The organism is Salinisphaera sp. T31B1 (assembly GCF_040361275.1).
GTDB lineage: Bacteria > Pseudomonadota > Gammaproteobacteria > Nevskiales > Salinisphaeraceae > Salinisphaera.
The window spans coordinates 154,878-180,063 of record NZ_APNH01000006.1; the positions used below are offsets into that span (position 1 = coordinate 154,878).

Consider the following 25,186-nt stretch of genomic DNA (forward strand, 5'->3'; position numbering starts at 1 on the left):
CAAGATCGGTGTTCAAGAGCACGAGCGCGCTCACGTCGCTATCGCCCGCATCAACGGCCCGATCCCGACGATTCGCATGACGCGTTTCAGGTTGTAGGCCAACACGTGCAAGCTCATTTCCGTTCGTACATGCTTGAGCGTACGCATCAGAAAGTGCGTCGATCCCATCCAGAACTTGAGCGTGCCGAAGGGATGTTCAACGGTCTGCCGCCGTATCCGCATCAAGTTCGGGTCCCGATCCAGGCGTTGCTGCATGGTCTCGAGCACCGATTCGTGCTCCCATCGCTTGACGCGGCGTTGTGCTGACGACGTACATTCGGCCTTGAGCGCACAGCCTTTGCATGCCGAGCTCCAGTAGCAGTGCAGCCTCTGGCCTTTCTCGACCGTAGTAAAACGCCAGATCAGGGTTTGACCGGCCGGGCAGCGATAGGTATCGCTGTCGGGCTCGTAGACGAAGTCGCGTTTGCCAAACTGGCCACGGGCCTGGCTGTTGGAGGTCTGGGGCTTGGGCACATGAACCTGGATGCCGGATGTCTCGCAGGCCACGATCTGTTCGCCGTTGAAGTAACCGCGGTCAGCGACTGCGGCCAAGGTTTCGGTCTGCATGACCGAACGGGCGCGATCCGCCATCGGCTGCAGTTGCGTACGGTCGTGGCCGACGTTGGTGACCTCGTGATCAACGATCAGATGATGCTCGGCATCAACCGCCGATTGGACGTTGTAGCCCACCATCCCCGAGCCCTTGCCGCTCGTCGCCATGGAGCGCGCGTCCGGATCGGTCAATGAGATCTGTTGGTCTGGCGCTTCATCCACGGCCTTCGCCATCACCTGCATGCGTTGCATTTCCGATCGCAGCGTGTCGATCTTGTCCCGAATCTTCGTCGTCCGAGGCTCGGCGATATCGCTCTGACGCTGACGATCGGCACTCTCGAGTTCTGACAGGTAGCGGGCGACACTGGCTTCGATCTGTTCGATGCGCCGCTTGACCTTGGCGCGGGTGAAGTTGCTGTCCCGGCTGTTCACGGCTTTGAACTTGCTGCCGTCGATGGCCACCAGCGCCTGCGAGAACAGGTCGAGACGGCGGCAGAGCATCACGAACTCACGGCATACGCGTTGAATTGCTGGACCATTGTTACGGCGGAAATCCGCGATCGTCTTGAAGTCCGGCGCCAGACGACCGGTCAACCACATGAGCTCGATGTTGCGCTGAGCCTCGCGTTCCAGCCGCCGGCTGGATTGCACCCGATTCAGATACCCGTAGATATAGATCTTGAGCAACGTGGCCGGGTGGTAGCCCGGCCGGCCGGTAGCCTGAGCGACGACGCGCTCGAAGCCGAGATCACCAAGGTCGAGGTTGTCGACAAAGACATCGACCACTCGGACTGGATTGTCCTCGGTGACGTAGTCGTCGAGGCTCGCCGGTAGTAGTGTGCTCTGGCAGCGATCCTCGCCTACAACGAAACGACTCATCCGGCACTCCGCTAACAGCTTATAAGGAGTTTAGCCGCGCAGCGGAGTTTTCACACAGCCTGGGCCGGTAGAAGACACTCGGCAACCCTAGGTTGGAGCGATGACGAGCCGCGGCCAACGCTCAAACTCGCCGACATCGGGCGCACAATCGAGCGTTACGACATACACGCGTCGTTCACGATCGAGCGTCGCCACGCACCCCTGCAAGAACTGCCCACGCGTGACCATGAACCAGTGCTCTCGGCCGGTGACATCCCGCTCGGCGAATTCATAGACCGGTAGCCGCACGGGTTTCGGGCCGAACTGATCCCAGACACCGCCTTGCAGATGCGTCAGATGCGCCCAGCCGCCTTTTGGGAGCTTTCCCGGTTCATCCGGGCGACGCCCCCAAGGCATGAGCACGATCTGGGCTCCGCGTCGCGCCGAGACGGGCAGACACGCACTGCGATGCTGGAACCGGCTCAGGCGCTCGGCCTGGCCGTGCAGATAGCGCACCGCCCAGCTCATCAGTAGTCGATCGATTCACGATGGCCACTGGGTCGCCAGCCCGGCGAGATGACGTTCGGCATATCGGTGCGGCGAACCAGCGGCGCCCGGTGCACGGCAAACGCGCCGAACTTCTCGTTAATGGCGTCCACTGTCGCGTTCAGACCGTCTGCGGCCGTGCTGTCCGTGGCGAACAGGTCACCTTGCTGCGCCGCCGGTCGTGGATCGAGGGCATTGATCTGCACCTGGAAGCCGCCTTGGCCACCCCAGCGCGTGTCGATAAAGCTCTTGGCCAGCGCGTAGATCGCGGCGCCATCGTCCGTCGCGGCCACCGTGCGGTACTTTGCGCCAATGCCACCGAGATCCGTGCGCAGACTGATCGCGAAGGTCTGGGCCTCGAGGTCGTTCTTGCGCAGTCGACGCCCGACCTTTTCGGCCATATGCATGTAGTACATCAGCAACAGCTCGCGATCGCGCGTGTCGGGCGCTATCACCTTGCCGTGACCGAGTGATTTCGCCGGCGCAGTTTCTTGCTGCACCGGCTCGGGATCGCGGCCCTGTGCCATCAGCCAGAGTCTGCGACCGGGATTGCCGAAGCGCTGGGCGACCGCGCTGATCGGGATGCGTTTCATGTCGCCACAACGCTCGACGCCGCGGGCTTTGAGAAATGCCCCGATGCCGTCACTGATACCGCACAGCTCGGTGATCGGCTCGTTGGCTAGCGTCGCCTCGGCATCCCAGGGTGGCACCACTGTCAGGCCGACTTTCTCGCGCTTGGCAGCCCACTTGGCTGTCGTCTTGTCGCCGCTGATGCCCACGGCACAGCGCAGCCCGGAGGCATCGAACACGGTCTGCTTGATCAGACGGCCGATCTGTTCGGGCGTGGTGTTGTAGTACGACTGGCAATGCGTCAGATCGAGGAAGGCCTCATCGACCGAGAAGATTTCTATATCGGGGGTGATGTCTTCGAGCGCAGCCATGATCGCGCTGGAGACTTCGGTGTAGCGGGCGGGTCGTGACGCGACCTGGATGAAGCCAGGGCAGAGCTGCTTGGCTTCCTTCACACGCATACCGGTTTTGACTCCGAAGGCCCTGGCCTCGTAGGACGACGTGATGATGCACGTGCCGCGCTCGCCGTTGGTCACGCCGATTGGACGGCCGCGCCATTCGGGGCGGTCCATCTGTTCTACGCTTGCGAAGAATGCCGCCATGTCGATTAAGGCGATGATGCGGGGCCAGCGTGTCATAAAGGGGTGCCGATAGGTGTATATTTATACAATAATCATGACGAGTAATGAGCCCGTCAACGATCGTCGCCCGAGTGCCCGTGCCTCGGTCATCAGACCCGTCTACGGATCGCGAAAACGCGCATAAAAAACCCGGCGCATGGGCCGGGTCTGCTGCTTTAAACAGGGTGGGTGGGGCTTATTCGCAGCCGCGAGCTAGTCCATCGGCATCGGCATCCGTGAAAACGCGCCAGTGGCGCCAGCCGCGCTCACACCAGAAGCCCCATTCGCGTGATTTCTCCGCGGTCAGGAACAGCGTCGTGACCGGACGGCCCTCATCGAGTTCGACGCGGTGCGGGTAGGCCGCTTCGCGGCGCACGACAATATCGCCAGCCGTTCGCCGGCGGCGCACAGTGGGGCCGGCGGGGTAGTCCAGATCAGCCGGGACATGCTCCCAATAACTGCCATCGAGCAGAACGGTGACCCAGCTCCAGGGATGGTCGTGCAGCGCGCGATCGTCATCGCTACGCAGAAAGCGATGCACGTAGGCGTTCTCGAGCGCACAATCCTGTGACTGCCAGAGGCGCTTGAGCCACGGTTCGCAGAAGGCGTCGAGCAGGCGAAACTTGCGCTGGGCGAACCAGCGCAGCATGTACGGGTTGTCCCGGTCGGGAACGTATTCATCCGGCGCGCGGTGGTCGATGTGCGATGACCGAGCCCAGGCCAAAATCTGCGACAGGGCGCTCGCCTCCAGCGTGCTGTCCTGTTCCAACAACGTGTCTAGCAATCCCTTGCGTCCTACTTGCGTGTAATCCTGATCTGCCAATCGCCGATGGGCTCGCCGCCGGCCGATGCGCCGTTGAGGTCGATCGTCGCGCTATCGGCATTGCTGCGCCGGGCGAGATCGATCAGCAGATGCGCGGCCATCGTCGTGTGTGCGCCCGTCGCACCGTACTCGTCGTCGCACATCTGAGAAAGCTGGCGAACCAGTTTGCCGAGCGCGGCATCATCCCAAGCGAGGTAGTTATCGGCAGCTTTTTCGGCTTCTGTGAGGATCAACTCAGCCATTGTTCGCTCCCGACGCGACGCGGCGCGCGACCACCATGCGGATTGTCTGGATGATGTCGCTCGCGGTCATCCACGGCGCGTTCAGGCCCAACTGGCGCAGGAACAGTGTTGCAATCCGGTAGGCGTCCTCTGGCGTCATGGGCACGGCACGCACCGGATGATCTTTCGCCCAGGTGCGCACGAACAGCTTATTGCCCTGATCCTCGATCGAGAATCCCTTGTCGTTGTTCGCACCGTGATTCTTGTATTCGCAGCTCGGGATCAGGCCGAGCAACACGCCGGCAACGACTGGCAACTCGTCACGCGTTAGCTGAACGCGCAGCTTGCTCTTCCAGTCGTACTGACGTGGGGCATTAGAGGTGGCGGAGTCCAATGCCACCGTGAAATCGTCGCCGCGCGTCGTGGTCGGCTCGAAGCACAGGGCAGCCTTGCCGCCATAGACGTGCATGGTGTATTCGAATTCGCGTGGCGCGCCGTCGCCGTTCTGCGCCGGCTGCGTGGCCGTCTGTTGTTGTTCCGGGGCGCGCGTGCCTCCGAAGTCCGGCCCCTCCTGCGGCGCGGGTCGCGGCGCGCTCTGCTGCTGCGGCGCATTCACCACGGGCGCTGCCGTCGCGCCCACCTCCTTGATCGCCTTTTCCACGAACGCGCGCGCGTTGCGGTCACTGTGCATGGTGGTGACGGCGGAGATGAGCTGGTTGCGGGGTTTGGCTTCTCGCAGGCTCTTGAACTGTTGTGCCGACAAGCGCGGCAGTTGGGCCTGCTCAAGCAGAGCATTGAACTCGCCAAGGTTTTGTGGGGCAGCTGTGGTCATTTTCTTGTCCGTCCTGATCGGTGTTGCGTTATAGGTTCAATTCTCCGGGTTTCGGGGAATCCGCAACCCCTTCGAGCCTCGGCTCAATGCCACAAATAGAGCCAGAAGCGTTGCCAATCCAGTCGTGTGATATACGGCGTACTTATGCCGTTTTCGGCTGCGATCAGGCGGAAGATGCTGATGGTTGCCAGACCCGTCACTGCGACGAGTGCCGTAAATGCGGCTAACGCATAGGCCAAGCCCGCCATCCCGGCGTAGCCGTAGCCCGTAGCCGAGGTGGCGAACAACGCGAGGAACAGACCGCCATGCTTGATTCGCTGGCTGTCGAGATAGAGGCCAAGCCCCCAAACGAAAGCGCCAAGCACAATGGCGGATCGGATCAGCACGGGGAATAGATGGTCAGGCATAAAGACAGGCATAAAGAAAGGAAAAGCCCGGGCCGACGGTCGACGCGGCCCAGGCCTAATGCTCAGAACTACACAGCGCGCAGCGCGTCGAACACCGAGTCATGCAGGAGGTTCGTGTCGTAGTCGAGCACACGGCGATACTTCAGCCATAAGTCTGTTTGGGTTGAGCCGCGAATCGTGCCGAGTATGACCTTCACGTCGCCATACATAAGAGCGATTGTGCCCAGCCAGGTACGACTGAAAAGCGATGCCTTGTACTTGATCAAATCCATCCGAACGCATCGATACTCATTATCTGCATCGAGCATGGCTTGGTAGTCGCTCTCCGGGCCTGTGGGCATACCCGCACAGCGCCATAGCGCGCCCATTTCCTCGCTGCTGACTTTCTGTAGCACCCAAGGCTGTCGACCGTCTTGCATCCGTCGCTGGCCCATTATTGGGATGACCGACCCGTAAGCGTCGTCGAGACCTGCGATTGCCAGCTCAGCATCGTTCAGATCCTTCTTGCTGAACTGCGCGATTCGTCGGGTAAATTGTTCCACGGCTCTCATTTGGGCGGGGCTGTAGTCTTCCAAGTGGTCTTCCTCTGGCATGTTGGTATGAGCGCCTTTGAGTCGGCGCTAGGGGTTAAACGGCAGGTCATCCGCCACGCTTGAGAAAGCGGTACGGTGTTTCGAAAGCCATTGTCCACATGCCTAAAAATCCGCAAGTGCCCAATTAGCGGACTTTTTATCGACCATCTCGACCTACCAGCGCGCGCTCGGCCAGTAGCGTGCGGATGGGGCGCTAGATACGGCGTCTGTTCACCGTCGACTATGGCCCTGACGCTGTGCCGAGTGCCGGTAACGCCCTTATGCAGAAAGGCTGAAGCGTCACAGGCCCGTGCTCGCGTAATGTGTTTCCACGCGTTCGAGCACTGCTTCGCGGAAGGAGTTGTAATAGCGCCGCTCAACATTTGAACGCGCATCTCGAACCGCGTCCTGGAGAGGCCATAGCGTTTCGAATGTGAATTCTCGCGCGAGCACTTTCTTCTCGGAACGCCGCTTCCTATAGGTCCGTGACCAAACGCCCAGAGTGATCAGCAACGCCAGCGCGATAAGTAATCCACCAGCCAACGCATCGCTGAGATCGAAGACGTTTTCTAATGGCACAATCACCAGCAAGAGACACACAAATGCCGCGATCGGGGTGACGGGATAGGTCAGCCAAGAGGTCAGCTCGGTGTTTTTCTTCTCCATCTCAGCATTCTCGTATGCATTCAGCGCCTTTTGCTGGTCGCGCGAGGCCGCGTCGCATTCGGATACACACCCTAGAAACCCTTCGTTGGCACTCAAGGACAGTGCTTTCGTCGCATGGTTGTATTGCCCGATCCTTGATCCACCGTGATGAATTTCCGTAACGAGATGGCCGGTTCGGGCCTCATTGTCGAACTCCGTAAACCACTCGAACTCTTCTTGATCAACCAAGAATCCCTCGGTCACCTGTCGCCGCGTTGTTACTTCGCCGAAGTAGCTTGTGCGCGTCGGCGCGATACTGCCGTGTACCTGCCCGACCGCATTGGTCATGACGTATCCGCCGCCCCCAACTGTCTGAGATTCGGCCGGGGTGGTATGGACAATTTCTCTTTTGTCCACTGAGGCAATTCGGCCGGTATGAAATTTCAGCTCGTGGCTATGGCCATTGGCTTCAACAGTAACGTTCGCTGGATTTGAAAATTCCTTCGACAAAACAACCCCCAAATTTTGTTATTAGTCCTTGCTTACCTGCACCCCAGGGGAGTGCCGGTAGAGTTTTCTGAGATGGAATATGGACGTTACCGCTCCGGCTTCTCAGATAGAAGTCGTTGAAGCGTCGAAATCTGCTCTTTGCGTTCCTCGGCGATGCCACGCGCCTCGCTCAACGCTTGCTGTAGCGAGGATTGCTCAGATCGCGCGTTGGCCAACTCCGCTTCGAGCGACTGCACCTGCGTCTTATGCTCCTGCGCTTCTGCCGCGGCGCCACGATGAGCTTCGTCGCGCTGCGCCTTCGCCATAGCGCATTCGTCGCTAAGGCGTTGGATATCTGACTTCAGAACACTCTCGCGCTCATTGGCTCGATGGAGTGCCTGGTCGGACGCAGACACGGCATCCCTTAGCTGCTTCTCGGCGGCGTCGTGCTTGGACTGGGCCGTGCGCAGTTCCTGGCGGGCGTCATCAACCTGTTTCGCCCACGCCTTTTGCTGGGAATCAGACCGTTCGATCTCACGATCCCAGCCGGCTTGGCATCGTGCGCGCTCGTTCTCCGATGCGGCGAGCTGGCGTTCGTGTTCCGCGACGAGCTGCTTGCGCTGTTCCGCAGCACGGGCACGTTCGTCGCTGAGTTGTTCGTCCAGACTCTGAGCGCGTTGCTCGGCCGCGTTGTGGGCCTGCTGGCTGTCATCCAGTGCCTCGCCGAGCCGTTGACCCTCCGCCTCGGCGGTCTCTGCGCGTTCCTGGAGATGGCCAACCTGGTCGTCGAGTACGCTGATTCGCTCGCGCGCCTGCTTGAGCTCGAGCTTGAGTGCTTTCTCTCGCTCCTGCATGTCAGCCTTCTGCCGCTCGAGTTCCTCATTCGCGTATCCGCGGGCTTCCTCATAGAAGCGATGTGCCGCATCGACGACGACTCGGGGCAGTCCCTCGGGTAGTCCGCTACCCATTTGGTCAGCCAGTCCCTGCCAAGCGGACTTCATATGCCGGGTCAGCGTTTGCTGTGATGCGGTCGTTCCCAGTTCGACACGCACCTTGGCCATCGACGGATATTCGCCACGCGCAAGGATCGCGCGCAGCGCGTCGTGAAGCGACTCAGGGCTGAGTTCGGTTGTTGTGGCCATCAGTAGGTCACCGGGTTGTAGCCGGGGCAGGTACAGCCCGGCAGCGCGAGCGCGCCGATCGCCAGTTCGTCGGTCTCGGCGCGAATGGGGTAGAAGCCAGTAAATGCCCAACCATCGTGGCCCAGCCCGTCATACCAGCCCGCCGTGTCGCGGTAGATGACCGGGCGGCTACGCAATCCGCCGAGCTGGGAAGCGATGTAAGCGACGACGGCTGCCGCGTCGTTGGTGACGCTACGGCCGCGATCGAGATCTGTGACGACAACGATCTCGAACTGATCGACGTGTACGACGCGCCAGGTAAATGACGACATGAGGTGAACGGTTTGCATGGCCGCGATCTCAGGTAGATACGGCTCGATTATACCGTATTGTTACGCAATACGCGAGACGTAACAAACAGTACGATAAAAGCATTAACCCAACACAACTGTACTTGTGTTGCGAAAGGGCTGGTTAAGGCCGCTATACGGCGAGGGCGCACGGCCTGCGTAGTCCGCTACAGGAAGCCGATTCTAAGGCTGCGCTTCATCGCCTAAGGCGGGCTTCCGCAGTATTCCTCCGGTTGTGCCGCGTTGTCGCGTGTTGTGGTAAAATACCTACATGCCGCAGAGAGCGGCTGCATAGCAGCATGGAGGTAGCTATGACGAGTGACAGCGTGAGGATATCGCGCGATATCGTTTCCGCAGCACGACGGGAAGCACAGCTGGTGCAACGTCCGTTACAGGCGCAACTTGAGCATTGGGCGCGTATTGGACGTGCCATCGAGGGTGAGGCCAGCTTCAGGAAGGACCAGGTCGATCGAGCGCTGCGGGGCCAACTCAACCCAGACGAACTCGGCCGGTATGAACGCGCAGTCTACGACGCAGAGCATGAAGCACTCATGATGCGAGCCAATGAAGACGAAAAAGTGTGGTTCAAACAGCTTGAGAAGCGTCTAGCTAACGCAGGAATTCACACTGATGGAATTGGAACCTGAAGCAGAAAGCAGGCCAACACTACACCTGATCGTCGGCCCCAACGGGGCAGGTAAATCGACACTTTACGAAAAGCGCGTTGCCCCGGCGACGAACGCTCCATTCGTAAATGCTGACGTAATTCAGCAACAAGCAGCAGCGGCCGGGGAGGCGCTCGACGCCTACGAGGCTGCACGGCGCGCTCAGGGTCTGCGATTGCAGCTCATGGCCGAGCGACGCTCATTCATAACCGAAACGGTTTTCTCCCACCCGAGCAAGCTTGAGCTTATTCAGCACGCGAAAGCATCGGGGTATCGTGTCGTGCTCTACCACGTGAATGTCGAGACCGCAGATATCTGCGTTGAGCGCGTGCGTATTCGTGTCGCATTGGGCGGTCACGACGTGCCCGAAGAGAAGATTCGACAACGCTACGAGCGAAATCAGCGTTATATCGCTGACGCCGCACGCCTGTGCGACGTGGCTTTGATCTACGACAGCTCCAAAGCATTCCAACCACAGCGTTGGGTTCTCACGCTTCGCGACGGTGCTGTCGATGCAGTCGGCTCGGATCTACCTCCGTGGGTTCAGCGAATCTACGAGGTTTGAGCCCGCACGATGGGGCCAACCAAAGGTGTGAGTGACAACTTGGCCAGTAAGGTGAGGCTTTGGGATAGTCGGCGTTATGATGCAAACGAGCACGATCGGGGCGTAAATTCCGAAAGGCAGTTAGCGGCCAGAAGCAGACATTGCTGGCGAATCAAATTAATACTCCAAGAAAGTTCTTTTGCTATGCAGCATTCAGAGACGATTAGCCCCTAATTCGCACAATACTTATGCGCCTTCGCGTGTAGTCACGAAAGTATTTGTTCTCCTTTTACGATCATTTCATCTATCGACAACGACGCTTCCGCTCGCCCTTCGTGACGATTGGGGTCACGAAGGCTGGTTAAGAGTTCGGCCAGCGACTTGCCGATTTGAGCGGCGTGAGCCCGACTCCACCATGGATTTATAGCCTCTGCTATATCCTCCTCAAGAAATCCACCGTCCGATATCGCGAATAAAAGCGCGGCTAGATGGGGTAGACCCAACAGTCGTGTCACCGGCCGCCATCTGAGTCAAAGCAAAGCCAGTCGAACGTTCATATCAAGCTCGAACCGCCCATACGAATTAACGTGCTCCCATATCAAAGGCGTCAGTGCCTCGTAGTCTCGCGGCGTGAATCGTCCCTGCCAGTGCGGTTGAGCCAACACTTTTGGATCATCAGGGTATTGACGCAGACCGTGCAGTTCTGGATCAGATGGAGCGCAAGCATGCTGACCTCGTGATCTTCGCGGCGATTGCTGGCCATGTCGCCGCGACGTGCGAAGAACACTCGTTTCGGCCAGCTTGTTGCCGACAAAGCGCACACGGGTATAAAACGACGTCATCGCGTCTTCCACCCACTGCCGAGTCCCTTGCGCGTTGCTCCCCGGGCGGCGCGCATGTCGCGCATGATGCGGGCGAAATCCACGTCAATAGTGGACGTATCGACGTTGATGCCGAACTGCGAAGTGTTTTTGATCGCATCCACAGCGCGTGCCGACTGGATTAGGGTTTTGATGAGGATGCAGCTGAAATTCACGCAGGTGCCGCCGATGGCGTCGTGCGAATCATGAACAGGCTCTGAGCTAAAGTGATTTGTGCAAAGGCTCGAAGATATTCGCCTGGTTGGTTTCCCAATCCGCCTGATTGTCGAGTGTGGCGAGCGGCTGGATCATGTCGGTATCGAATGCCTTCTGGGCGGTGTCTTCGGCCACGCGCTGTCGCCAGTTGGCATTTGGTAGCGCCCCGCGCGCGACGGCGGCCAAGCTCGCGCCGCCGGAAGCGAGCTGGGCTTCGGCCTTGTCGGGATCGTCCAGCTCGCCGTTGGCGATTACCGCAACACACCGGCACCGTGTGCAGCTACGCCTGAAGGACGCTCGACTCGCCGGCCGCGTGGGCGGGCGACGACCCGAGCTCACTCGCCAGCAACAACAGGAAATCATTAGCTTGGTCGCCGAATCAGCTTATATCGACTCGCTCGCCCTGCTGGTGCGCCTCTACGAACCAGAGCCACTGGTCCACGCCGCGTGTTATTTCGGTCAAAATATCCGAACTGACGGCATCCTCGAGTTCGTCCATTTCGTCGATGCCGAGCCGCGCAGTGCGGGCGAATGCGGCAATCGCCGTGGACAATGCATCGACATGCTCATCGCTCGTTTCCAGGACCAATGGGTAGACGTCCAGAGCGGAGCGCTCGGCCACGACGCGGGCCGTGCCTTCGGCGATGCCGCCCAACTGCGCGATGCGCTCGGCAATAAGGTCGACGTAGTCTTCGACCGAGTCGTTGATCTCGTCAAAAAGCTTGTGGAGCGCGATAAAGTTCGCGCCCTTCAGGGGGTCAACTCACGAAACGGAAAAAATCGTACGCTAAGCCTCGCGAGGCGTCCGAAGCGGTCGGAATCTGCCACGCTCGACCCGTTTATCCTGCTGCCAGATATAGTCTCCGGTCAGATTGATGTGCTCCCAGCCCAACGGTGACAGGTGCGACAGCAGCGTGTCGTCGATTTCTTGCCCGGATTCGCGCAGTGCTTCAACGGCTCGCTCTATATAGACCGTGTTCCAGAGAATGATGGCGCTCACCACGAGATTGAGTCCGCTGGCGCGGTAGCGCTGGTTTTCGTAGCTGCGATCGCGAATTTCACCCAGGCGATTCAAGAAGACGGCGCGGGCCAATGCGTTCTTGGCCTCGCCCTTATTCAAACCCACCTGCACGCGACGGCGCAGCTCGACGTTTTGCATCCAGTCGAGTGCGAACAAGGTGCGCTCGATGCGGCCCAGCTCGCGCAATGCCACAGCTAGCCCGTTCTGGCGCGGATAGCTGCCGAGTTTTCGGAGCATCAAAGATGCCGTTACCGTGCCTTGCTTTATCGACGCGGCCAGGCGCAGGATCTCGTCCCAATGTGTTCGGATGTGTTTGACGTTAACGCGTCCGCCGATCATGCCCGCGAGCGTTGGATATTGCTTGGCGTCGCCGTGAATATACAGCCGCCGGTCGGCCAGATCGCGAATACGCGGCGCGAAGCGATATCCAAGCAACTGCATCAACGCAAACACATGGTCGGTAAAGCCGGCCGTGTCCGTATAGTGCTCTTCGATTCGCAGGTCCGACTCGTGATACAGCAGGCCGTCCAATACATGGGTGGCATCCCGCACCGTGGCATTGATGACCTTGGTATGGAACGGCGCGTACTGATCGGAGATATGCGTGTAGAACTGCACGCCCGGCTCCTGGCCATACTTCAGGTTCACATGACCAGCAAACTGACCTCGGCCACCGGCTTTGAAATTCTGGCCGTCCGAGGATGACGTGGTGCCTTCGCCCCAGTAGACCGCGAACGGCTGGCGGAACTGGGCGTTGACCAGCTCGGCCAGCCCCGCTGAATAGGTCTCATCGCGGATGTGCCAGGCCTGGAGCCAAGTCAACTTGGCGTAGGTGGTGCCGGGACAAGATTCAGCCATCTTGGACAGGCCCAGGTTGATCGCATCGGCCAGAATCGTGGTGAGTAGTAGTTGCCGATCGCTCGCGATCGCGGTGCTTTTGAGATGCTTAAAGTGCTGCGTAAAGCCGGTCCAGTCATCGACTTCCAGCAGGAGTTCGGTGATCTTGAGGCGTGGCAACCGGCTATAGACCTGCTGCATCAACGCATCGACACTGTCGGGTACGGCGTTATCCAGCGGCGTGATTTTGAGGCGACCGGCGGACGTAATACCCGCCTCCGGTAACGCATCGGCGGCCGCCAGGCGTTCAACGGTGGCAAGCTCGTGCTCCAAAAGCGCCAACCGCGATTCCAGATAAATATCGCAATCGGTTTCAACAGCCAACCCGAGATTCTGGTGCGCACGCTGATCGGCGAAGCGTGTCGGCGGCAGTAGATAGTCCTCAAAGTCCTTGAATTGGCGCGAGTCCTGAACCCAGATATCGCCCGAGCGTAAAGCGTTCTTGAGCTCGGATAATACGCACAACTCATAGAAGCGACGATCGATCCCACCCGTTGTAAACACCAGGCTTTCCCAGCGCTTGCGTACGAAGCGGGTCGGCGCGACGTCCGGCACTTTCCGTGCTTGGCGCTGGTTCATGTCTTTCAACAATTCGATACCGGCGAGTAGATTACGCGCCGCCGGCGCGGCCTTCATATCCAGTGCTTCCAATAACGCCGGCGTATAGCGTCGGAGGGAATTGAAGCCGCTACCGATCAAGGCGAGGTAGTCGAAATCTTCCGACTGCGCCAGTTTCTCCGCTTCGGCGATGCTGTCGCTGAACGCCTGCCATGGCATGATCGCCTCAATCGCGGCGAATGGGTCGCTGCCGGCCTGTTTGGCATCGAGCAGAGCGCGCCCAACACGCGAGTACAGACGCACCTTATTATTGATGTCTTTGCCGGAGCGCTGGAATTGTTCCGCGTGCTTGCGCTTGGCCTTGTTAAACAGCGATCCTATGAAACGATCGTGCAGATCGATGATCTCGTCGATCAGCGTGGCGCGGGTGTCGAGGATGATCGCCACCAGCGTCGCATAGCGACGGGTCGGTTCCAGATCGCGCAAGTGCTGTGCGGTCATCTGCCCGCCTTCGCGGGCCAGTTTCAACAGACGGTTCTGGTGGATGGCGTGTTCCAGCCCGGCCGGGATGTCGAGATCGCGTACGGTCTGCAATCGTTCGAGGTGGATCAGAATATGTTTGGGTCTCGGCGGGCCAGGCGACTGGCGCAGCCAAACCAGGACACTGCTCGACCTCTCCTTGCGAATCGCCAGAAGCTGCTCAAAGGCGCGGCGATGGTGATCCGTTAATGATTCGGTCAGCGCCTCATACACGAGCCGGGTACCGCGCGTGAGCGCTTCGCTGCACACGCGCTCAAGGACATCGAGCGGCGGCAGGATGATGCGTTGTTGTCGTAGCATCTCGACCAGCGCTTCAGCCAGAACGATGCCTCGGTCTGTTTGTTGAGCGAGATCAGCGATCGGATCAATGAGACGCCGATAATCGACGAGGCTGAACGGCGACAGGTTCAACCACGCCCGCAATTCCGCCAAGTGCTCACGTCGTGTTTCAGGCCGCTGGGCATACTGCGACCAAATGTCGGGCTCGATATCCAACTGTTGGCCGATAAGGGTCAGCAAAGACGCAGGCGGTGCGGCATCGGTCGGCAGCGCGATGCCGGGATAGCGCAGGTAACACAATTGCACCGCGAAACCGAAACGATTGTGTTGGCCACGCCGCTGTCGGATCACCGACAGGTCGGGCTCGGAGAACGCGTAGTGTCGGATGAGTTCGTCGTCCGTCGCCGGGAAGGCGAGTAGGCTGGCGCGTTCGGCGGCAGTCAATAGGCGGCGACGGGGCATCGTCAGGCATCCGTCTTCAGGTATTGATAGAGCGTTTCACGACTGATACCAAAATCCCGAGCCAGCTTGGCTTTTTGCTCGCCATTCGCGACGCGCTGCCGAAGCTCAGCAATCCTGTTGGATGAGAGGGCTTTCTTGCGCCCCCGATACGCTCCACGCTTTTTAGCCAAGGCGATGCCTTCGCGTTGACGCTCGCCAATCAACGCGCGCTCGAACTCGGCGAATGCACCCATGACGGACAGCATAAGATTGGCCATCGGCGACGCCTCGCCGGTGAAGGTCAGATTCTCTTTGACGAACTCGATGCATACGCCGCGTTCAGTCAGCGCATGGACCAGACGGCGTAAATCGTCGAGATTCCGGGCCAGGCGGTCCATGCTATGAACGACGACGGTATCGCCCTCCCGGACAAAAGCGATCAGCCGATCCAACTCGGGCCGGTGGGTATCCTTACCCGATGCCTTATCTGTGAATACCCGATCCACCGCAACCTGCTCAAGCTGGCGATCGGGATTCTGATCGAGGCTGCTAACTCGGATATAACCAATGCGGTGACCGTCCAAAATGCCTTCCCGAGCCAAAGTGTCAGAATGAACTCTATGACCCTTGGTAACGTGCGTCAATGATTATTAAATTTGACCCTATTCTGACAGTTTTACAATCCGACCCCTGACGTCCGGATAGGGTGTGCTTTACCTTGACGCACTAGCGCAAGGTATTGCGTTCCCAGTAGTCGAGAGGCGTAGCGTTAGGTACGGATTCAAGCTCGGCCAAGTCCAAAATCCGGGCACAAAAGTTAGGTGTGCCCGGGTGATCGCTTATATAGTGCATTCTGCACATTACTTGTTGGGCTGCTTGGTCATGCGCAGATAGGGCTTGAGTTCGTTCCAGCCGGCGGGGAAGAGTTTTTCGGCCTCCTCGTTGGACAGCGCGGGCGATACGATCACGTCGTCGCCGTCCTGCCAGTTCGCCGGCGTGGTCACCTTGTAATTGTCGGTCAGCTGCAGCGAGTCGATCACACGCAGGATCTCATCGAAGTTGCGCCCGGCGCTCTTCGGATAAGTCAGCGTCATGCGGATCTTCTTGTTCGGATCGATGATGAACACTGAGCGCACGGTGGACGTGTCCCCGGCGTTGGGGTGGATCATGCCGTAGAGTTCGGCGACCTTGCGATCCGCATCACCGATAATCGGGAAATTCACGGCGCAGCCCTGGGTTTCCTCGATATCGCTCGACCAAAGCTTGTGATCCTCCACCGAGTCCACCGATACCACGATGGCTTTAGTGTCGCGCTTGGCGAACTGTTCCTTGAGGCCGCCGACCGCGCCCAGCTCGGTGGTGCAGACCGGCGTGAAATCCGCCGGATGCGACATCAACATGCCCCAGCCGTCGCCGAGCCATTTGTGGAAATTGATCTGGCCTTCTGTAGTATCCGCCGTGAAGTCGGGGGCGGTATCGCCTAGACGTAAACTCATGATGTCACTCCTATGTTCTGAGATTGAAAATTCGATAATGACGACTCTGCTTGCGCGTCACATAACTACCTCCTGAGATAGCGATAAGTATCATCAGGCACGCACGCGGTAATACCGCATCATGCCGTTGTCCTCGTGCTCCATGTTGTGGCAGTGATACAAATAAAGCCCCTCGAAGTCGGCGAAGGTCAACGCGATGCGTACGCGTTCGCCCGGGAGGACGAGTACCGTGTCGTGTAGCCCGGAATCGACCAGTCCGGCCGCCAGACCGCTCCAGCCCCGGCCGCCGCCGATTTGCTCTCGCCCGACGACCGCAAACTGCAGCCCGTGCACGTGCATGGGATGCGGCATCATGGAGTCGTTGACAAACTCCCAGACCTCGGTGCTTCCCAAGTGCACGATTTCGTCGTCGGCCACGGTGGCACCTTCGAATTGGCGGCCGTTGATGGCGAAGCCACGCATCATCACCATGCTCAGTTTGAACCGGCGTACCGGGGCGTCGCGCTCGACCGGCGGCGCCTGCAAATCCTCGGCGAGACGTTTGGGCAGTCGTTCGTTGCCGCGTTCGCGCCGCGTTACACGCAGGGGGAGTATGTCGAAGCGGGCGCCGGCTGGCAGTTCCGAGCCACCCATCATGTTTCCCATCCTGCCGCCCCTACGACTACCTCTCTTGCAACCGTCGCCCATGCCGTCACCCATCATCCCGGCTTGGTAGCTGTCGCTGAGCAGGTGCAATTCATCGCCGGGCTCGTTGGCGGACAAATCCACCCACAGATCGATACGTTGGGCCGGCGCCAGGGTAACGAACGGGTATTGACGCGGCGCACCCAGCAGGCCGCCGTCGGTACCGAGCACGGTCATGGGGCGGCCGTCGCTCCACGCCAGTTTGTAGATACGCGAATTGGAGCCGTTGAGTATGCGTAGACGGTACGGTCGGGTGGCGACTTCGCGTGCCGTATCCGGTTGTCCGTTGACCAGGATGCGGTCGCCGAGGAAGCCGCGCATGCGGGTCATCATGGTGCCCATGCCGCTGTCGAGATAGGTCAACTCGTTGTCGCCGGCGAAACTGCGGTCCTGGATGACCAGGAACATTTCCCGCTCCCCGGCCGGCAGGCCGAGCGCGCGTTCAGCCTCGTCCTCGATGACCAGCGGCCCGGCCAGCCCGGCATAGGATTGAAAGCCGACTCGGCCACCATTAGGGCCGTGTGGATGCGGGTGGTACCAATACAGCCCAGCGCGATCGACGACATCGAAGGCGACAGTCATCGCCTCGCCGGGCTTGATCGGCAGCCGCGGCTGGCCATCCACATCCGACGGCACGTGCAGGCCGTGCCAATGCACGGTGGTGTCCTCCGGCAGGCCGTTCTCCAGCCGGGCGTGGAAACGCTGGCCGCGGCGCAGCCGGATCAACGGGCCGGTGTAGCTGCCGCCCACCGGGGTGATGGTATCCGCGGGACCGTTGCGCAGCTCGGCCGTATAGCGCCAGACCTCGCTGGGCGTCCCGGGGAGAATGGGCGCCGTGTGCGGCTGCGCACGCAGCCGGATGTCGACGTCGAACGGGCCGTTTTCGAGGCCGTAATGAGCCGCGCCATCGCGATTTGTACCTGCGACTGCTGTGTCGTGATATGCCGTCAATAGGGCTGTGGGCGCCAAAACGGTGATACCCGCGAGGCCGCCCACGGACCGCAACAGCATGCGGCGTTTCAGGTCGATCGTCGTCATAGGAGATTCGCTCTTGAGCCGGGCTCGCTTTCAGTGATTCAGGGGAATGATGGGCCCATCGGATCCTGGAGTTGCTCAACTACGCAGGTATTTGATCAGCGCCACGATGGCTAGCACCAGCACGACAAGGACAAGGAGTACGAACAATAGCCAGGCGATCATCATCGGGCCGCCCATCATCCCGCATTGCATCATCGATCCGTTCATCAGATCGCCGTCGCCCATGCGGCCCGGGCCGGTCTGACCCGCGGCAGGGGCGATCCCCACGAGGACGCCCAGCACGCTCAACAGCAATGCTACGAACAGTTTCATGGTGTTTTCCATGCTTTTGGCCGGTAGGAATTTAGGTATCGTGCGGTACTTGTCGTTCAAAATTACTCCAGCATGCCCGGCCAGCGGTGGGGATTCAGGCAGCCCGAGCCGGAACTCAACGATCCGGCCGATACGCTCACTCGCGGTATTGTGCATGTGCCCACATCAGTAATGCAGCGCCGGTTGTGATCCAGACATCGGCCAGGTTGAATGCCGGCCAGTGGTACTGTGCGTAATGGAAATCGAGAAAGTCGACGACATGGCCGCGTAGCAGGCGATCCGTCAAGTTACCCAGCGCACCGCCTAAAATCGCACTGAGCGCGATCGCTTGACCTTGCGAAGTCACCCCGCGCCACAGCCAGCCCAGCAGCGAGGCTGATATAACAACGGCGACACCGATCAGGAATGCCCGCTGCCACCCACCGGCATCGGCCAGAAAGCTGAATGCGGCACCCGTATTGTGACGGTGTGTCCAGCTAAAAAATTCTGTGACGGCTCTGCGCTCGCCATAGTCAACATAGGTGCTGGCCGCGTACTTGGCTGCTTGATCTACGAGCAGAAGCGCAAGAGACAACCCCAACCAACGCAGTTTGTCGGCCGGGCTAGCACTTTTCAGCGTGCCTATCGACCCCGTAGACACGAACTGTGCCTCCTGCCCGAATCGCGCTTAAATATCGTCACGTCAAAGTGCTTCTGAGGGCGATGATGCCTGAAGTTCGTCTCGCGTTTGGCGCGCGTCCTTCAGGATGCGGACACCGCCGCGTAGGACGATAAAACCAACGACCAGACCGATAATGAGATCGGGGTAACGCGTGTCGAAGTAATAGACAAGCGCGCCGCCGATGATGACGCCGACATTGGCGATCACATCGTTGGCCGAAAATATCCAGCTCGCGCGCATATGCACATCGCCTTGTCGGTGGCGTGCGATGATAAGCAAACAGGCCGTATTGGCGACGAGTGCAGCCACGCCCATCAGCACCATGTAGCTGGGCTCGGGATTGCTGCCCATCAGGGTTCGCCGAACCACCTCACCCACGGCGAACAACGCGAGCAATATTTGCACGACGCCGCCAATGGAAGCGGCGCGCGCCTTGTGCTGAGCGGCGCGTCCGACCGCATACAGCCCGGCAGAATAAACCGCCGCATCGGCGAAGTTGTCGAGTGAATCGGCGATCAGTGCGGTCGAGCCGCCCAGCAAACCAATCGCGAATTCAGCCAGAAACATGACGCCGTTGATCGCCAACAGCCAGTAGAGCGCCTTTTGTTGAGCCTGGTCTTTGGCCTCGAATTCACAGCCGCAATCGGCCATCGCGTGTTACCCCAATGGTATGAACGGACCTTCCAATCAATGGGAGGATCGAACGTTTCTTATTGCGACGGAGACTGATGCGCTGTCTGGTCGCCAAGCGTATTTTTTCGTTCCTCGCGTGCCTCGCGCACGATGCCGATCGCCTCCTTGATAATATAGAGACCCAGTGCGGTGCCAATGACCAGATCAGGCGCGGCATTGTTCAGAACCAGCACCAGCACGCCGGACAGGATCACCGCCACATTGGCGATTACATCGACCCGGGTGAATAGCCAGGTCGCCCGCAGATGCACCTCGCTCTGGCGAAAACGCCCCAGCAACCGGAGAACGATGGTGTTGACGGCGAGCGACACAAAAGCGATCCCGATCATCCAAGAGCCCTCGGGTTCGCTGCCCATGACCGCACGCCATACGACGCCGGCCAGCACGGCTAAACCCAGCAGCAATAGTATCGACCCGCTCAATTGACCCGCAGAGGCCTTGAAGCGTGCACTGCGTGTCATGGCGACCAAGCCGATCGCATAGGCGCTGGCGTCCGCCAGCATATCCAACGAATCGGCGACCAGCCCCATAGACTGGGCGATAAGGCCGGCCGTGATGCCGACCACGAACATCGTGGCGTTGAGCGCCAGGGCGATCCGTAGAATTCGGCGCTCGTCCTCGTTGCTCGCTTCGACGTGACAGCCGCAATCGCTCATTTCATGTCCTCTTCTTCGCAAACATCGGCGCAGTCGAGTATCGACTGTGATTTCTGTATCATGATCCTAGAACCTCTAGCCACTAGAGGGTCAAGCGATCAGCGCGAAGAATTTCGTTTGCCTTTTCTCCCTACCCCAACGAGCACGCTCAGCGCGATCCCAATGAAAGCCAGCACTGGCTTATCCCGCCAGCGGACATAGGGCGTGCTCCCCGTGCGCGGTGTGACCTCTGCCGGCAAAACAGTCGGCTCGAATTGTGGCGCGCGCGCCAGCAGTTGACCGTTGTGATCGATTACCGCCGTGAGCCCGGTGTTGGTTGATCGTAAGAGCGGACGCCCAGTCTCAATGGCGCGCATTTGCGCAATTTGCAGATGTTGATGCGGCCCGAGAGAATCCCCGAACCAGGCGTCGTTACTCAGGTTGACCAACAACTGCGCGGCCGGGAGCAGGTCGGCGACTTCAGCGCCGAACGCCACATCAAAGCAAATCAATGCACCGATGGGCACGCCGGAGGCATATAGCAGTCGCGGTTGCTGGCCTGCACTGAAGTCTTTTAGCGGTGCGCCCAGGATATTGAGCCATGGACCGACCAGTCCGCGCAGTGGGACGTATTCACCGAAGGGCACCAGATGGCGCTTGTAATAGAAGCGACGCGGACGAGCCAAACTGACGGCGGCATTGTATGCCTGGCCTTGGTCGGTGCGTACGGGAATCCCGAGTATCAGGGTCGATCCGCGTGCGCCAAGGCGTGTTTGGAGTCGGTCTAAATATTCAGAGGCTTGATCGAACCACGCCGGCACGGCGGTTTCCGGCCAGACGATAAGGTCGGTTCCCGCGTAGGGTTGGGTAAGCGCTCGATAGCGCCCCAAGGTGAACGCGAGCGCCTCCGGCTTCCACTTCCTGTCTTGTTCCACATTCCCCTGCACGAGTGCGATGGACAGTGGCTTGGCTACCGGCTCGGTCCATTCACGATCAAGCAGTGATGCGCCGAGCAATAGCGCCACCAGTGCGCCGCTGGCGATGGCCAGGCGCCGCAAACTGAAACGAAGCGCCGTCCACGCCAGAGCCCCTGCCATCACGGCCACCACAAAGCTCACGCCCAGCACGCCAAAAACCGGCGCGATTGCGGCAAACGGTGTGCCGATCTGGCTGTAACCTAGAAAAAGCCAAGGAAAGCCGGTCAGGAACCAGAGCCGGGCCCATTCGCTCAATACCCATGCCGCCGGCAATCCAAGCCATAGTGCGAAACCACCCATCCGCGGGCATAAGGTGCGCACGAGAAATATCGCTGACCACGGGAACAAGGCCAACAACGCCACAAAGCCCACAGTGACGAGCATGGCAATCACAGGCCCGCTGCCATAGCGACTTATGCTGATAAACACCCAGGACACGCCTACGCCGAAGTAACCCAGACCGAAGAAATAGCTCGCCCAGAGCGCCTGGCGTTTCGGTAGACGGGCGGCCAGTAGGAATAGAACAGCCGGCGACAGCACGGCGAGCCAATACCAACCCAACGGCGCGAAAGCCAGCGGCAGGACGGCGCCAGCAAGCAACGCCAAGGCATACATCGCGCACATGCCCGAAAATACTGTCGCGTTGCGCGCCGACACATGGCTGATCGAGGCTTGCTTGTACACGCGATCTCCCTACGCTTGATTTGCCAGCGGGCGACAGAAACCGCACAGTAAATCCTCTAGTTGCTAGAGTTTCAAGCACGAGGTATTCATGACGCAATCCGATCTGCGTATTGGCGATCTGGCTCGACGCACAGGCGTGGGGGCGGCCACGATCCGTTACTATGGCGATATAGGTTTGCTGCCGGAAGCGGGCCGCAGTGAGGGTGGCCAGCGCCACTACGGCCCGCCACACGTCGAACGGCTTACGTTCATCAAGCGCTGCCGGGAAATGGGGTTCAGTCAAAACGATGTGCGCACGCTGCTGAAACAAGCGGATCAACGCGATGCTTCCTGTGAAGACGTGGCGCGGCTGGCGGGAAAGCATCTTGAATCCGTGCGGGGCAAGCTTGCGGCCCTGCACGCGCTGGAAGAATCACTGGAGGATATGCTCCATGCCTGCAACGGGGGTCGAATTGGGGATTGCCGCATTGTCGAGTGCTTGGCGAATCACGAGTAGCTATTATGCGCCGCGTGCTAGCGGCGCGGCTTAGCGTACGATTTTTTCCGTTTCGTGAGTTGACCCCTTCAGGTTCCAGTGGGCTTGTTTGCATTGGGTCTGGAGGTCAATACAGTCGGCGAGCCGTTGATTGAGCAAGTCCGCGACCTGAGCCCGGGTCGCCGGCGGCAGGTCATTCTTGGTGCGATAGAGCTTGGTGTTCGCGGGGGTGCGCTCGGAGGGTGTGGCACCACCCGTGCGTGTCGATGCCGCTGTTTTGGTCGTCATAACGTACTCCTTTTGATATAGACCATGAAGTTCTGGTTCAGGTAGAGCGCAAGCATGCTGATCTTGTGATCTTCCCGGCGATTGCTGGCCATGTCACCGCGTCGGGCGAAGCACACTCGGTTTCGGCCAGCTTGTCGCTGACACAGCCCACACCGGTATAGAACGATGACGACGACATCGAAACGCTTGGGCTTAGCCACGGGCGCCGCCGTCTTGAGCTCAATCTGATTCGTGCAAAGGCTCGAAGATATCCGCCTGATTGGCTTCCCAATCAGCCTGATTGTCGAGCGTGGCCAGCGGCGACAGCATGTCCGGATCGAAATCGTTCTGCTTGCGGCCCTCGGTCATGCGCCGGGGCCAGTCGGCGTTGACCAATGCCCCGCGCCCGACCGCGACCAGGCTGGCGCCGCCGGACACGAGTTGGTCTTCGGCCTTACCGCCGTCGTGTAGTTTGCCGTTGGCGATCACCGCGATGCCGCCGCCGTGTTCGGCGGCCAGTTCGGCCAAGCTCGGGCCGTCGTCGGAAAAAGCCGGATCGACCGCGCCGGCGCCGGTGACGTGGATATAACTCGCGCCGGCCTCGGCCATGGCACGAAAAATCACGGCGGCGTCGTCCGGACCGTCCCAGCGATAATTGATATCGGCGATCTTGGTCTGCGATAGACGCACGCCGACTGCGAAGTCGCGGCCCACCGCGTCGCGCACGCTTTGCACCACGCGCCGGACCATGCGCACGCGGTTGCCGATATCGCCGCCGTACTCGTCGTCGCGTTGGTTGTGATAAGCGGTGATGAACTCATCGAGCAGATAACCGTTGGCGCCGTGAATTTCCACGCCGTCGAAGCCGGTTTGCATCGCGCGCTGGGCCGCGGCCACGAAACCGTCGATCACCTCGATGATGCCGGTTTCGGTCAGCGCTTCGGGCACCGGATACGGCTCGCCGTTGCCGTGGTAGATCGGATTGGTTTCGCCATAGGGTGCAACCGCCGACGGCCCGACGTTCACGTCGGCATAGTCGTTGTACTGCGACTGCGCGCCGGCGTGCATGAGCTGCATGACGAACCGTGCGCCGGCGTCGTGGACCGCGTCGACCACCGGCTGCCAGGCCGCGGCGTGCGCCTCCGTGGCAATCCCCGGCTGGCGATAATAGCCGCGGCTGTAGGCCGTATCGGTGAACGTGCCTTCGGTAATCACCAGGCCGAAACCGCCGCGGGCATAGCGGCGGTAATACTCGACCATCTGCTCGGTCGGTCGGCCGTCGGGATGGGCGCTGGTGCGGGTCATCGGGGCCACCGTGGCGCGATTGTCCAGTGCCAGTGAATCGATGCGAATCGGCGAAAACAGGGTGGAGTAGTGTTCGCTTCCGGGTAGGGGCTGGGTTTGTGTCATGTTGATTTCTCTTGAGGAATTGCTCGACGAACTGCTTTTTCGTGCCTACTGGCGCGGCGGCTCGTTGGAGATCATCGTGCAGGCGCGGTATCGCGAGAACCGACGCGCTGACGGATCTGCTCGAGCAGCGCCTGCGCCGCGTCCGCCGAGGACGCCGGATTCTGGCCGGTAATCAGGTTGTTTTCGGTGACGACGTGCGACGCCCAGTCTTCGCCCTTGGAATAACGACCGCCGTTGTCCTTGAGCGAATCCTCGACCAAAAACGGCACCACGTCGGTCAGGCCCGCGCCTTGTTCCTCGCTGTTGGTGAACCCGGTCACGGATTTGCCTTTGACCAGTGGCGCGCCGTCGGCGTCTTTGGTTTTACGCAGCACGCCAGGAGCGTGGCAAACCAGGGCTAGCGGCAGGCCGGCGGCGTGGGTGGTTTCGATCAGGGCTATGGAATCGCTGTCCTCGGCCAGATCCCAGAGCGGGCCGTGGCCGCCGGGATAGAACACGCCGTCGAAATCGTCTTCGGCCACATCAGCCAGCTTGGCGGTGTCCGCCAGCGCGGCTTGCGCGTCGCCGTCTTGCTTGAAGCGACGGGTGGCCTCGGTCTGGGCGTCTTCGCTGTCGCTGGCCGGGTCGACCGGCGGCTGGCCGCCGGCCGGTGAAGCCAGCGCCACTTCGGCTCCGGCGTCGATGAAGACATAGTAGGGTGCGGCGAATTCCTCCAGCCAGAAGCCGGTGGGCTTGCCGGTATCGCCGAGTTGGTCGTGCGAGGTCAAAACCATGAGTATTTTCATAATATCCTCTCGGGTGAGTCGGGGGTTACACTCCGGCAGCTCGCGCGCGCCGGCCCATCATCAATCAGGTAAACAGAGATTTTCGATTGGAGGGCCGGCAAGCCGGATTGGCGATCACTAACCGGTGGTCGACGGGCGATGCTTGCCTTCGGCGAATTCCTCGACCATCTTGGCGTTGAACGCCGGGATATCGTCGGGGCTGCGGCTGGTGACCAGACCCTGGTCGACGACCACTTCTTCGTCCACCCAGTTCGCGCCGGCGTTTTTCAGATCGGTCTGCAGCGTGTGAAATGAGGTCATGCGCTTGCCGGCGACCTGCTGGGCGTCGATCAGCGTCCAGGGCGCATGGCAGATCGCGGCGACCGGCTTGCCGGCTTCAAAGAACGCGCGGACGAACGCCAGC

Annotated in this window: 30 protein-coding genes and 1 pseudogene; 4 read left to right on the forward strand and 27 right to left on the reverse strand. The window is 60.1% G+C overall.

All coding sequences use genetic code 11. The features are described from left to right. Nucleotides 1-30 precede the first annotated feature (30 nt). The 11 genes from T31B1_RS19535 to T31B1_RS19585 form a co-directional block, all read right to left on the reverse strand. Entirely contained in the window at nt 31-1,470 is a 1,440-nt protein-coding gene (locus T31B1_RS19535; protein ID WP_353251205.1) for an IS1182 family transposase, read from the reverse strand. Between the two features lie 87 nt (nt 1,471-1,557). Continuing rightward, on the reverse strand, nt 1,558-1,977 hold the full coding sequence (locus T31B1_RS19540) for a hypothetical protein (protein ID WP_353251206.1): 420 nt from the start codon (nt 1,975-1,977) through the stop codon (nt 1,558-1,560). Beyond that, entirely contained in the window at nt 1,977-3,203 is a 1,227-nt protein-coding gene (locus T31B1_RS19545) for a DNA polymerase Y family protein (protein ID WP_353251207.1), read from the reverse strand. Before T31B1_RS19545 ends, T31B1_RS19540 begins: the two co-directional genes overlap by 1 nt. Nucleotides 3,204-3,381: 178 nt before the next feature. Next, nucleotides 3,382-4,008, reverse strand: a complete 627-nt coding sequence (locus T31B1_RS19550) for a hypothetical protein (RefSeq protein ID WP_353251208.1) — start codon at nt 4,006-4,008, stop codon at nt 3,382-3,384. Then, nucleotides 3,981-4,250, reverse strand: a complete 270-nt coding sequence (locus tag T31B1_RS19555; protein WP_353251209.1) for a hypothetical protein — start codon at nt 4,248-4,250, stop codon at nt 3,981-3,983. The genes T31B1_RS19550 and T31B1_RS19555 overlap by 28 nt, the downstream gene beginning before the upstream one ends. Then, nucleotides 4,243-5,061: a hypothetical protein gene (locus tag T31B1_RS19560; RefSeq protein ID WP_353251210.1), complete on the reverse strand. Its 819-nt coding sequence runs from the start codon at nt 5,059-5,061 to the stop codon at nt 4,243-4,245. Before T31B1_RS19560 ends, T31B1_RS19555 begins: the two co-directional genes overlap by 8 nt. Before the next feature lie 83 nt (nt 5,062-5,144). After that, nucleotides 5,145-5,447 (reverse strand): hypothetical protein, encoded by a 303-nt coding sequence (locus T31B1_RS19565; protein WP_353251211.1) that lies wholly within the window; start codon nt 5,445-5,447, stop codon nt 5,145-5,147. Nucleotides 5,448-5,536: 89 nt separating this feature from the next. Continuing rightward, nucleotides 5,537-6,043: a hypothetical protein gene (locus T31B1_RS19570; RefSeq protein ID WP_353251212.1), complete on the reverse strand. Its 507-nt coding sequence runs from the start codon at nt 6,041-6,043 to the stop codon at nt 5,537-5,539. A gap of 297 nt (nt 6,044-6,340) precedes the next feature. Then, nucleotides 6,341-7,195, reverse strand: coding sequence for a hypothetical protein (locus tag T31B1_RS19575; protein ID WP_353251213.1), 855 nt, complete (start codon nt 7,193-7,195; stop codon nt 6,341-6,343). A gap of 86 nt (nt 7,196-7,281) precedes the next feature. Then, entirely contained in the window at nt 7,282-8,316 is a 1,035-nt protein-coding gene (locus tag T31B1_RS19580) for a DNA-binding protein (RefSeq protein WP_353251214.1), read from the reverse strand. Further along, a complete protein-coding gene (locus T31B1_RS19585) occupies nt 8,316-8,645 on the reverse strand; it encodes a hypothetical protein (protein WP_353251215.1) in 330 nt (109 codons plus the stop codon). Before T31B1_RS19585 ends, T31B1_RS19580 begins: the two co-directional genes overlap by 1 nt. Before the next feature lie 311 nt (nt 8,646-8,956). Here T31B1_RS19585 and T31B1_RS19590 point away from each other — a divergent pair, with 311 nt between their 5' ends. Further along, nucleotides 8,957-9,292 (forward strand): TA system antitoxin ParD family protein, encoded by a 336-nt coding sequence (locus T31B1_RS19590; protein ID WP_353251216.1) that lies wholly within the window; start codon nt 8,957-8,959, stop codon nt 9,290-9,292. Continuing rightward, the gene (locus T31B1_RS19595) at nt 9,276-9,875 is read left to right on the forward strand and encodes an ATPase (protein WP_353251217.1); all 600 of its coding nucleotides are present in this window, start codon (nt 9,276-9,278) and stop codon (nt 9,873-9,875) included. Before T31B1_RS19590 ends, T31B1_RS19595 begins: the two co-directional genes overlap by 17 nt. A 509-nt stretch (nt 9,876-10,384) precedes the next feature. Here the strand turns inward: T31B1_RS19595 and T31B1_RS19600 are convergent. The 3 genes and pseudogenes from T31B1_RS19600 to T31B1_RS19610 all read right to left on the reverse strand — a co-directional run. Further along, nucleotides 10,385-10,641, reverse strand: a pseudogene (locus tag T31B1_RS19600) (Tn3 family transposase); the annotation flags it as partial. Between the two features lie 51 nt (nt 10,642-10,692). Next, complete coding sequence (locus T31B1_RS19605) at nt 10,693-10,890, reverse strand: hypothetical protein (RefSeq protein ID WP_348762101.1); 198 nt, start codon at nt 10,888-10,890, stop codon at nt 10,693-10,695. Nucleotides 10,891-10,936: 46 nt separating this feature from the next. Next, nucleotides 10,937-11,065: a hypothetical protein gene (locus T31B1_RS19610; protein WP_281273033.1), complete on the reverse strand. Its 129-nt coding sequence runs from the start codon at nt 11,063-11,065 to the stop codon at nt 10,937-10,939. 13 nt (nt 11,066-11,078) lie between these two features. On the opposite strand from T31B1_RS19610, the gene T31B1_RS20090 reads away from it, so the two are divergent. After that, the gene (locus T31B1_RS20090) at nt 11,079-11,828 is read left to right on the forward strand and encodes a hypothetical protein (RefSeq protein ID WP_502951054.1); all 750 of its coding nucleotides are present in this window, start codon (nt 11,079-11,081) and stop codon (nt 11,826-11,828) included. Here the strand turns inward: T31B1_RS20090 and T31B1_RS19620 are convergent. The 9 genes from T31B1_RS19620 to lnt all read right to left on the reverse strand — a co-directional run bounded on the left by T31B1_RS19620 (nt 11,718) and on the right by lnt (nt 21,846). Further along, entirely contained in the window at nt 11,718-14,687 is a 2,970-nt protein-coding gene (locus T31B1_RS19620) for a Tn3 family transposase (protein ID WP_037333449.1), read from the reverse strand. The two genes, T31B1_RS20090 and T31B1_RS19620, sit on opposite strands and share 111 nt — an antisense overlap. 2 nt (nt 14,688-14,689) lie before the next feature. Further along, on the reverse strand, nt 14,690-15,250 hold the full coding sequence (locus tag T31B1_RS19625) for a recombinase family protein (protein ID WP_037333451.1): 561 nt from the start codon (nt 15,248-15,250) through the stop codon (nt 14,690-14,692). 276 nt (nt 15,251-15,526) lie between these two features. Then, on the reverse strand, nt 15,527-16,162 hold the full coding sequence (locus tag T31B1_RS19630; RefSeq protein WP_037333454.1) for a peroxiredoxin: 636 nt from the start codon (nt 16,160-16,162) through the stop codon (nt 15,527-15,529). Nucleotides 16,163-16,255: 93 nt separating this feature from the next. After that, a complete protein-coding gene (locus T31B1_RS19635; protein WP_037333456.1) occupies nt 16,256-17,884 on the reverse strand; it encodes a multicopper oxidase family protein in 1,629 nt (542 codons plus the stop codon). Nucleotides 17,885-17,959: 75 nt separating this feature from the next. Continuing rightward, entirely contained in the window at nt 17,960-18,352 is a 393-nt protein-coding gene (locus T31B1_RS19640; protein WP_111747200.1) for a hypothetical protein, read from the reverse strand. Beyond that, nucleotides 18,333-18,836: a signal peptidase II gene (gene lspA / locus T31B1_RS19645; protein ID WP_051882802.1), complete on the reverse strand. Its 504-nt coding sequence runs from the start codon at nt 18,834-18,836 to the stop codon at nt 18,333-18,335. Before lspA ends, T31B1_RS19640 begins: the two co-directional genes overlap by 20 nt. A 42-nt stretch (nt 18,837-18,878) precedes the next feature. Beyond that, on the reverse strand, nt 18,879-19,508 hold the full coding sequence (locus T31B1_RS19650) for a cation diffusion facilitator family transporter (protein WP_037333458.1): 630 nt from the start codon (nt 19,506-19,508) through the stop codon (nt 18,879-18,881). 59 nt (nt 19,509-19,567) lie between these two features. Further along, nucleotides 19,568-20,206, reverse strand: coding sequence for a cation efflux transmembrane domain-containing protein (locus tag T31B1_RS19655; protein WP_037333461.1), 639 nt, complete (start codon nt 20,204-20,206; stop codon nt 19,568-19,570). A 98-nt stretch (nt 20,207-20,304) separates the two neighbouring features. Beyond that, on the reverse strand, nt 20,305-21,846 hold the full coding sequence (gene lnt / locus T31B1_RS19660) for an apolipoprotein N-acyltransferase (protein WP_084188391.1): 1,542 nt from the start codon (nt 21,844-21,846) through the stop codon (nt 20,305-20,307). A gap of 88 nt (nt 21,847-21,934) precedes the next feature. Between lnt and T31B1_RS19665 the strand changes: the two genes are divergently transcribed. Beyond that, nucleotides 21,935-22,342 carry a MerR family transcriptional regulator gene (locus T31B1_RS19665; RefSeq protein WP_037333463.1) on the forward strand — a complete coding sequence of 136 codons (408 nt, stop codon included), beginning with the start codon at nt 21,935-21,937 and terminating at the stop codon, nt 22,340-22,342. Nucleotides 22,343-22,372: 30 nt separating this feature from the next. On the opposite strand, the gene T31B1_RS19670 is transcribed toward T31B1_RS19665, so the two are convergent. The 4 genes from T31B1_RS19670 to T31B1_RS19685 form a co-directional block, all read right to left on the reverse strand. Then, nucleotides 22,373-22,609, reverse strand: coding sequence for a ferritin family protein (locus T31B1_RS19670; RefSeq protein ID WP_353251219.1), 237 nt, complete (start codon nt 22,607-22,609; stop codon nt 22,373-22,375). Nucleotides 22,610-22,828: 219 nt separating this feature from the next. After that, entirely contained in the window at nt 22,829-23,998 is a 1,170-nt protein-coding gene (locus T31B1_RS19675; RefSeq protein ID WP_353251220.1) for an oxidoreductase, read from the reverse strand. A 71-nt stretch (nt 23,999-24,069) separates the two neighbouring features. Continuing rightward, entirely contained in the window at nt 24,070-24,783 is a 714-nt protein-coding gene (locus tag T31B1_RS19680; RefSeq protein ID WP_353251221.1) for a type 1 glutamine amidotransferase domain-containing protein, read from the reverse strand. 117 nt (nt 24,784-24,900) lie between these two features. Next, nucleotides 24,901-25,186: DJ-1/PfpI family protein (locus T31B1_RS19685; RefSeq protein ID WP_353251222.1), on the reverse strand; the 286-nt coding region annotated here is incomplete at its 5' end.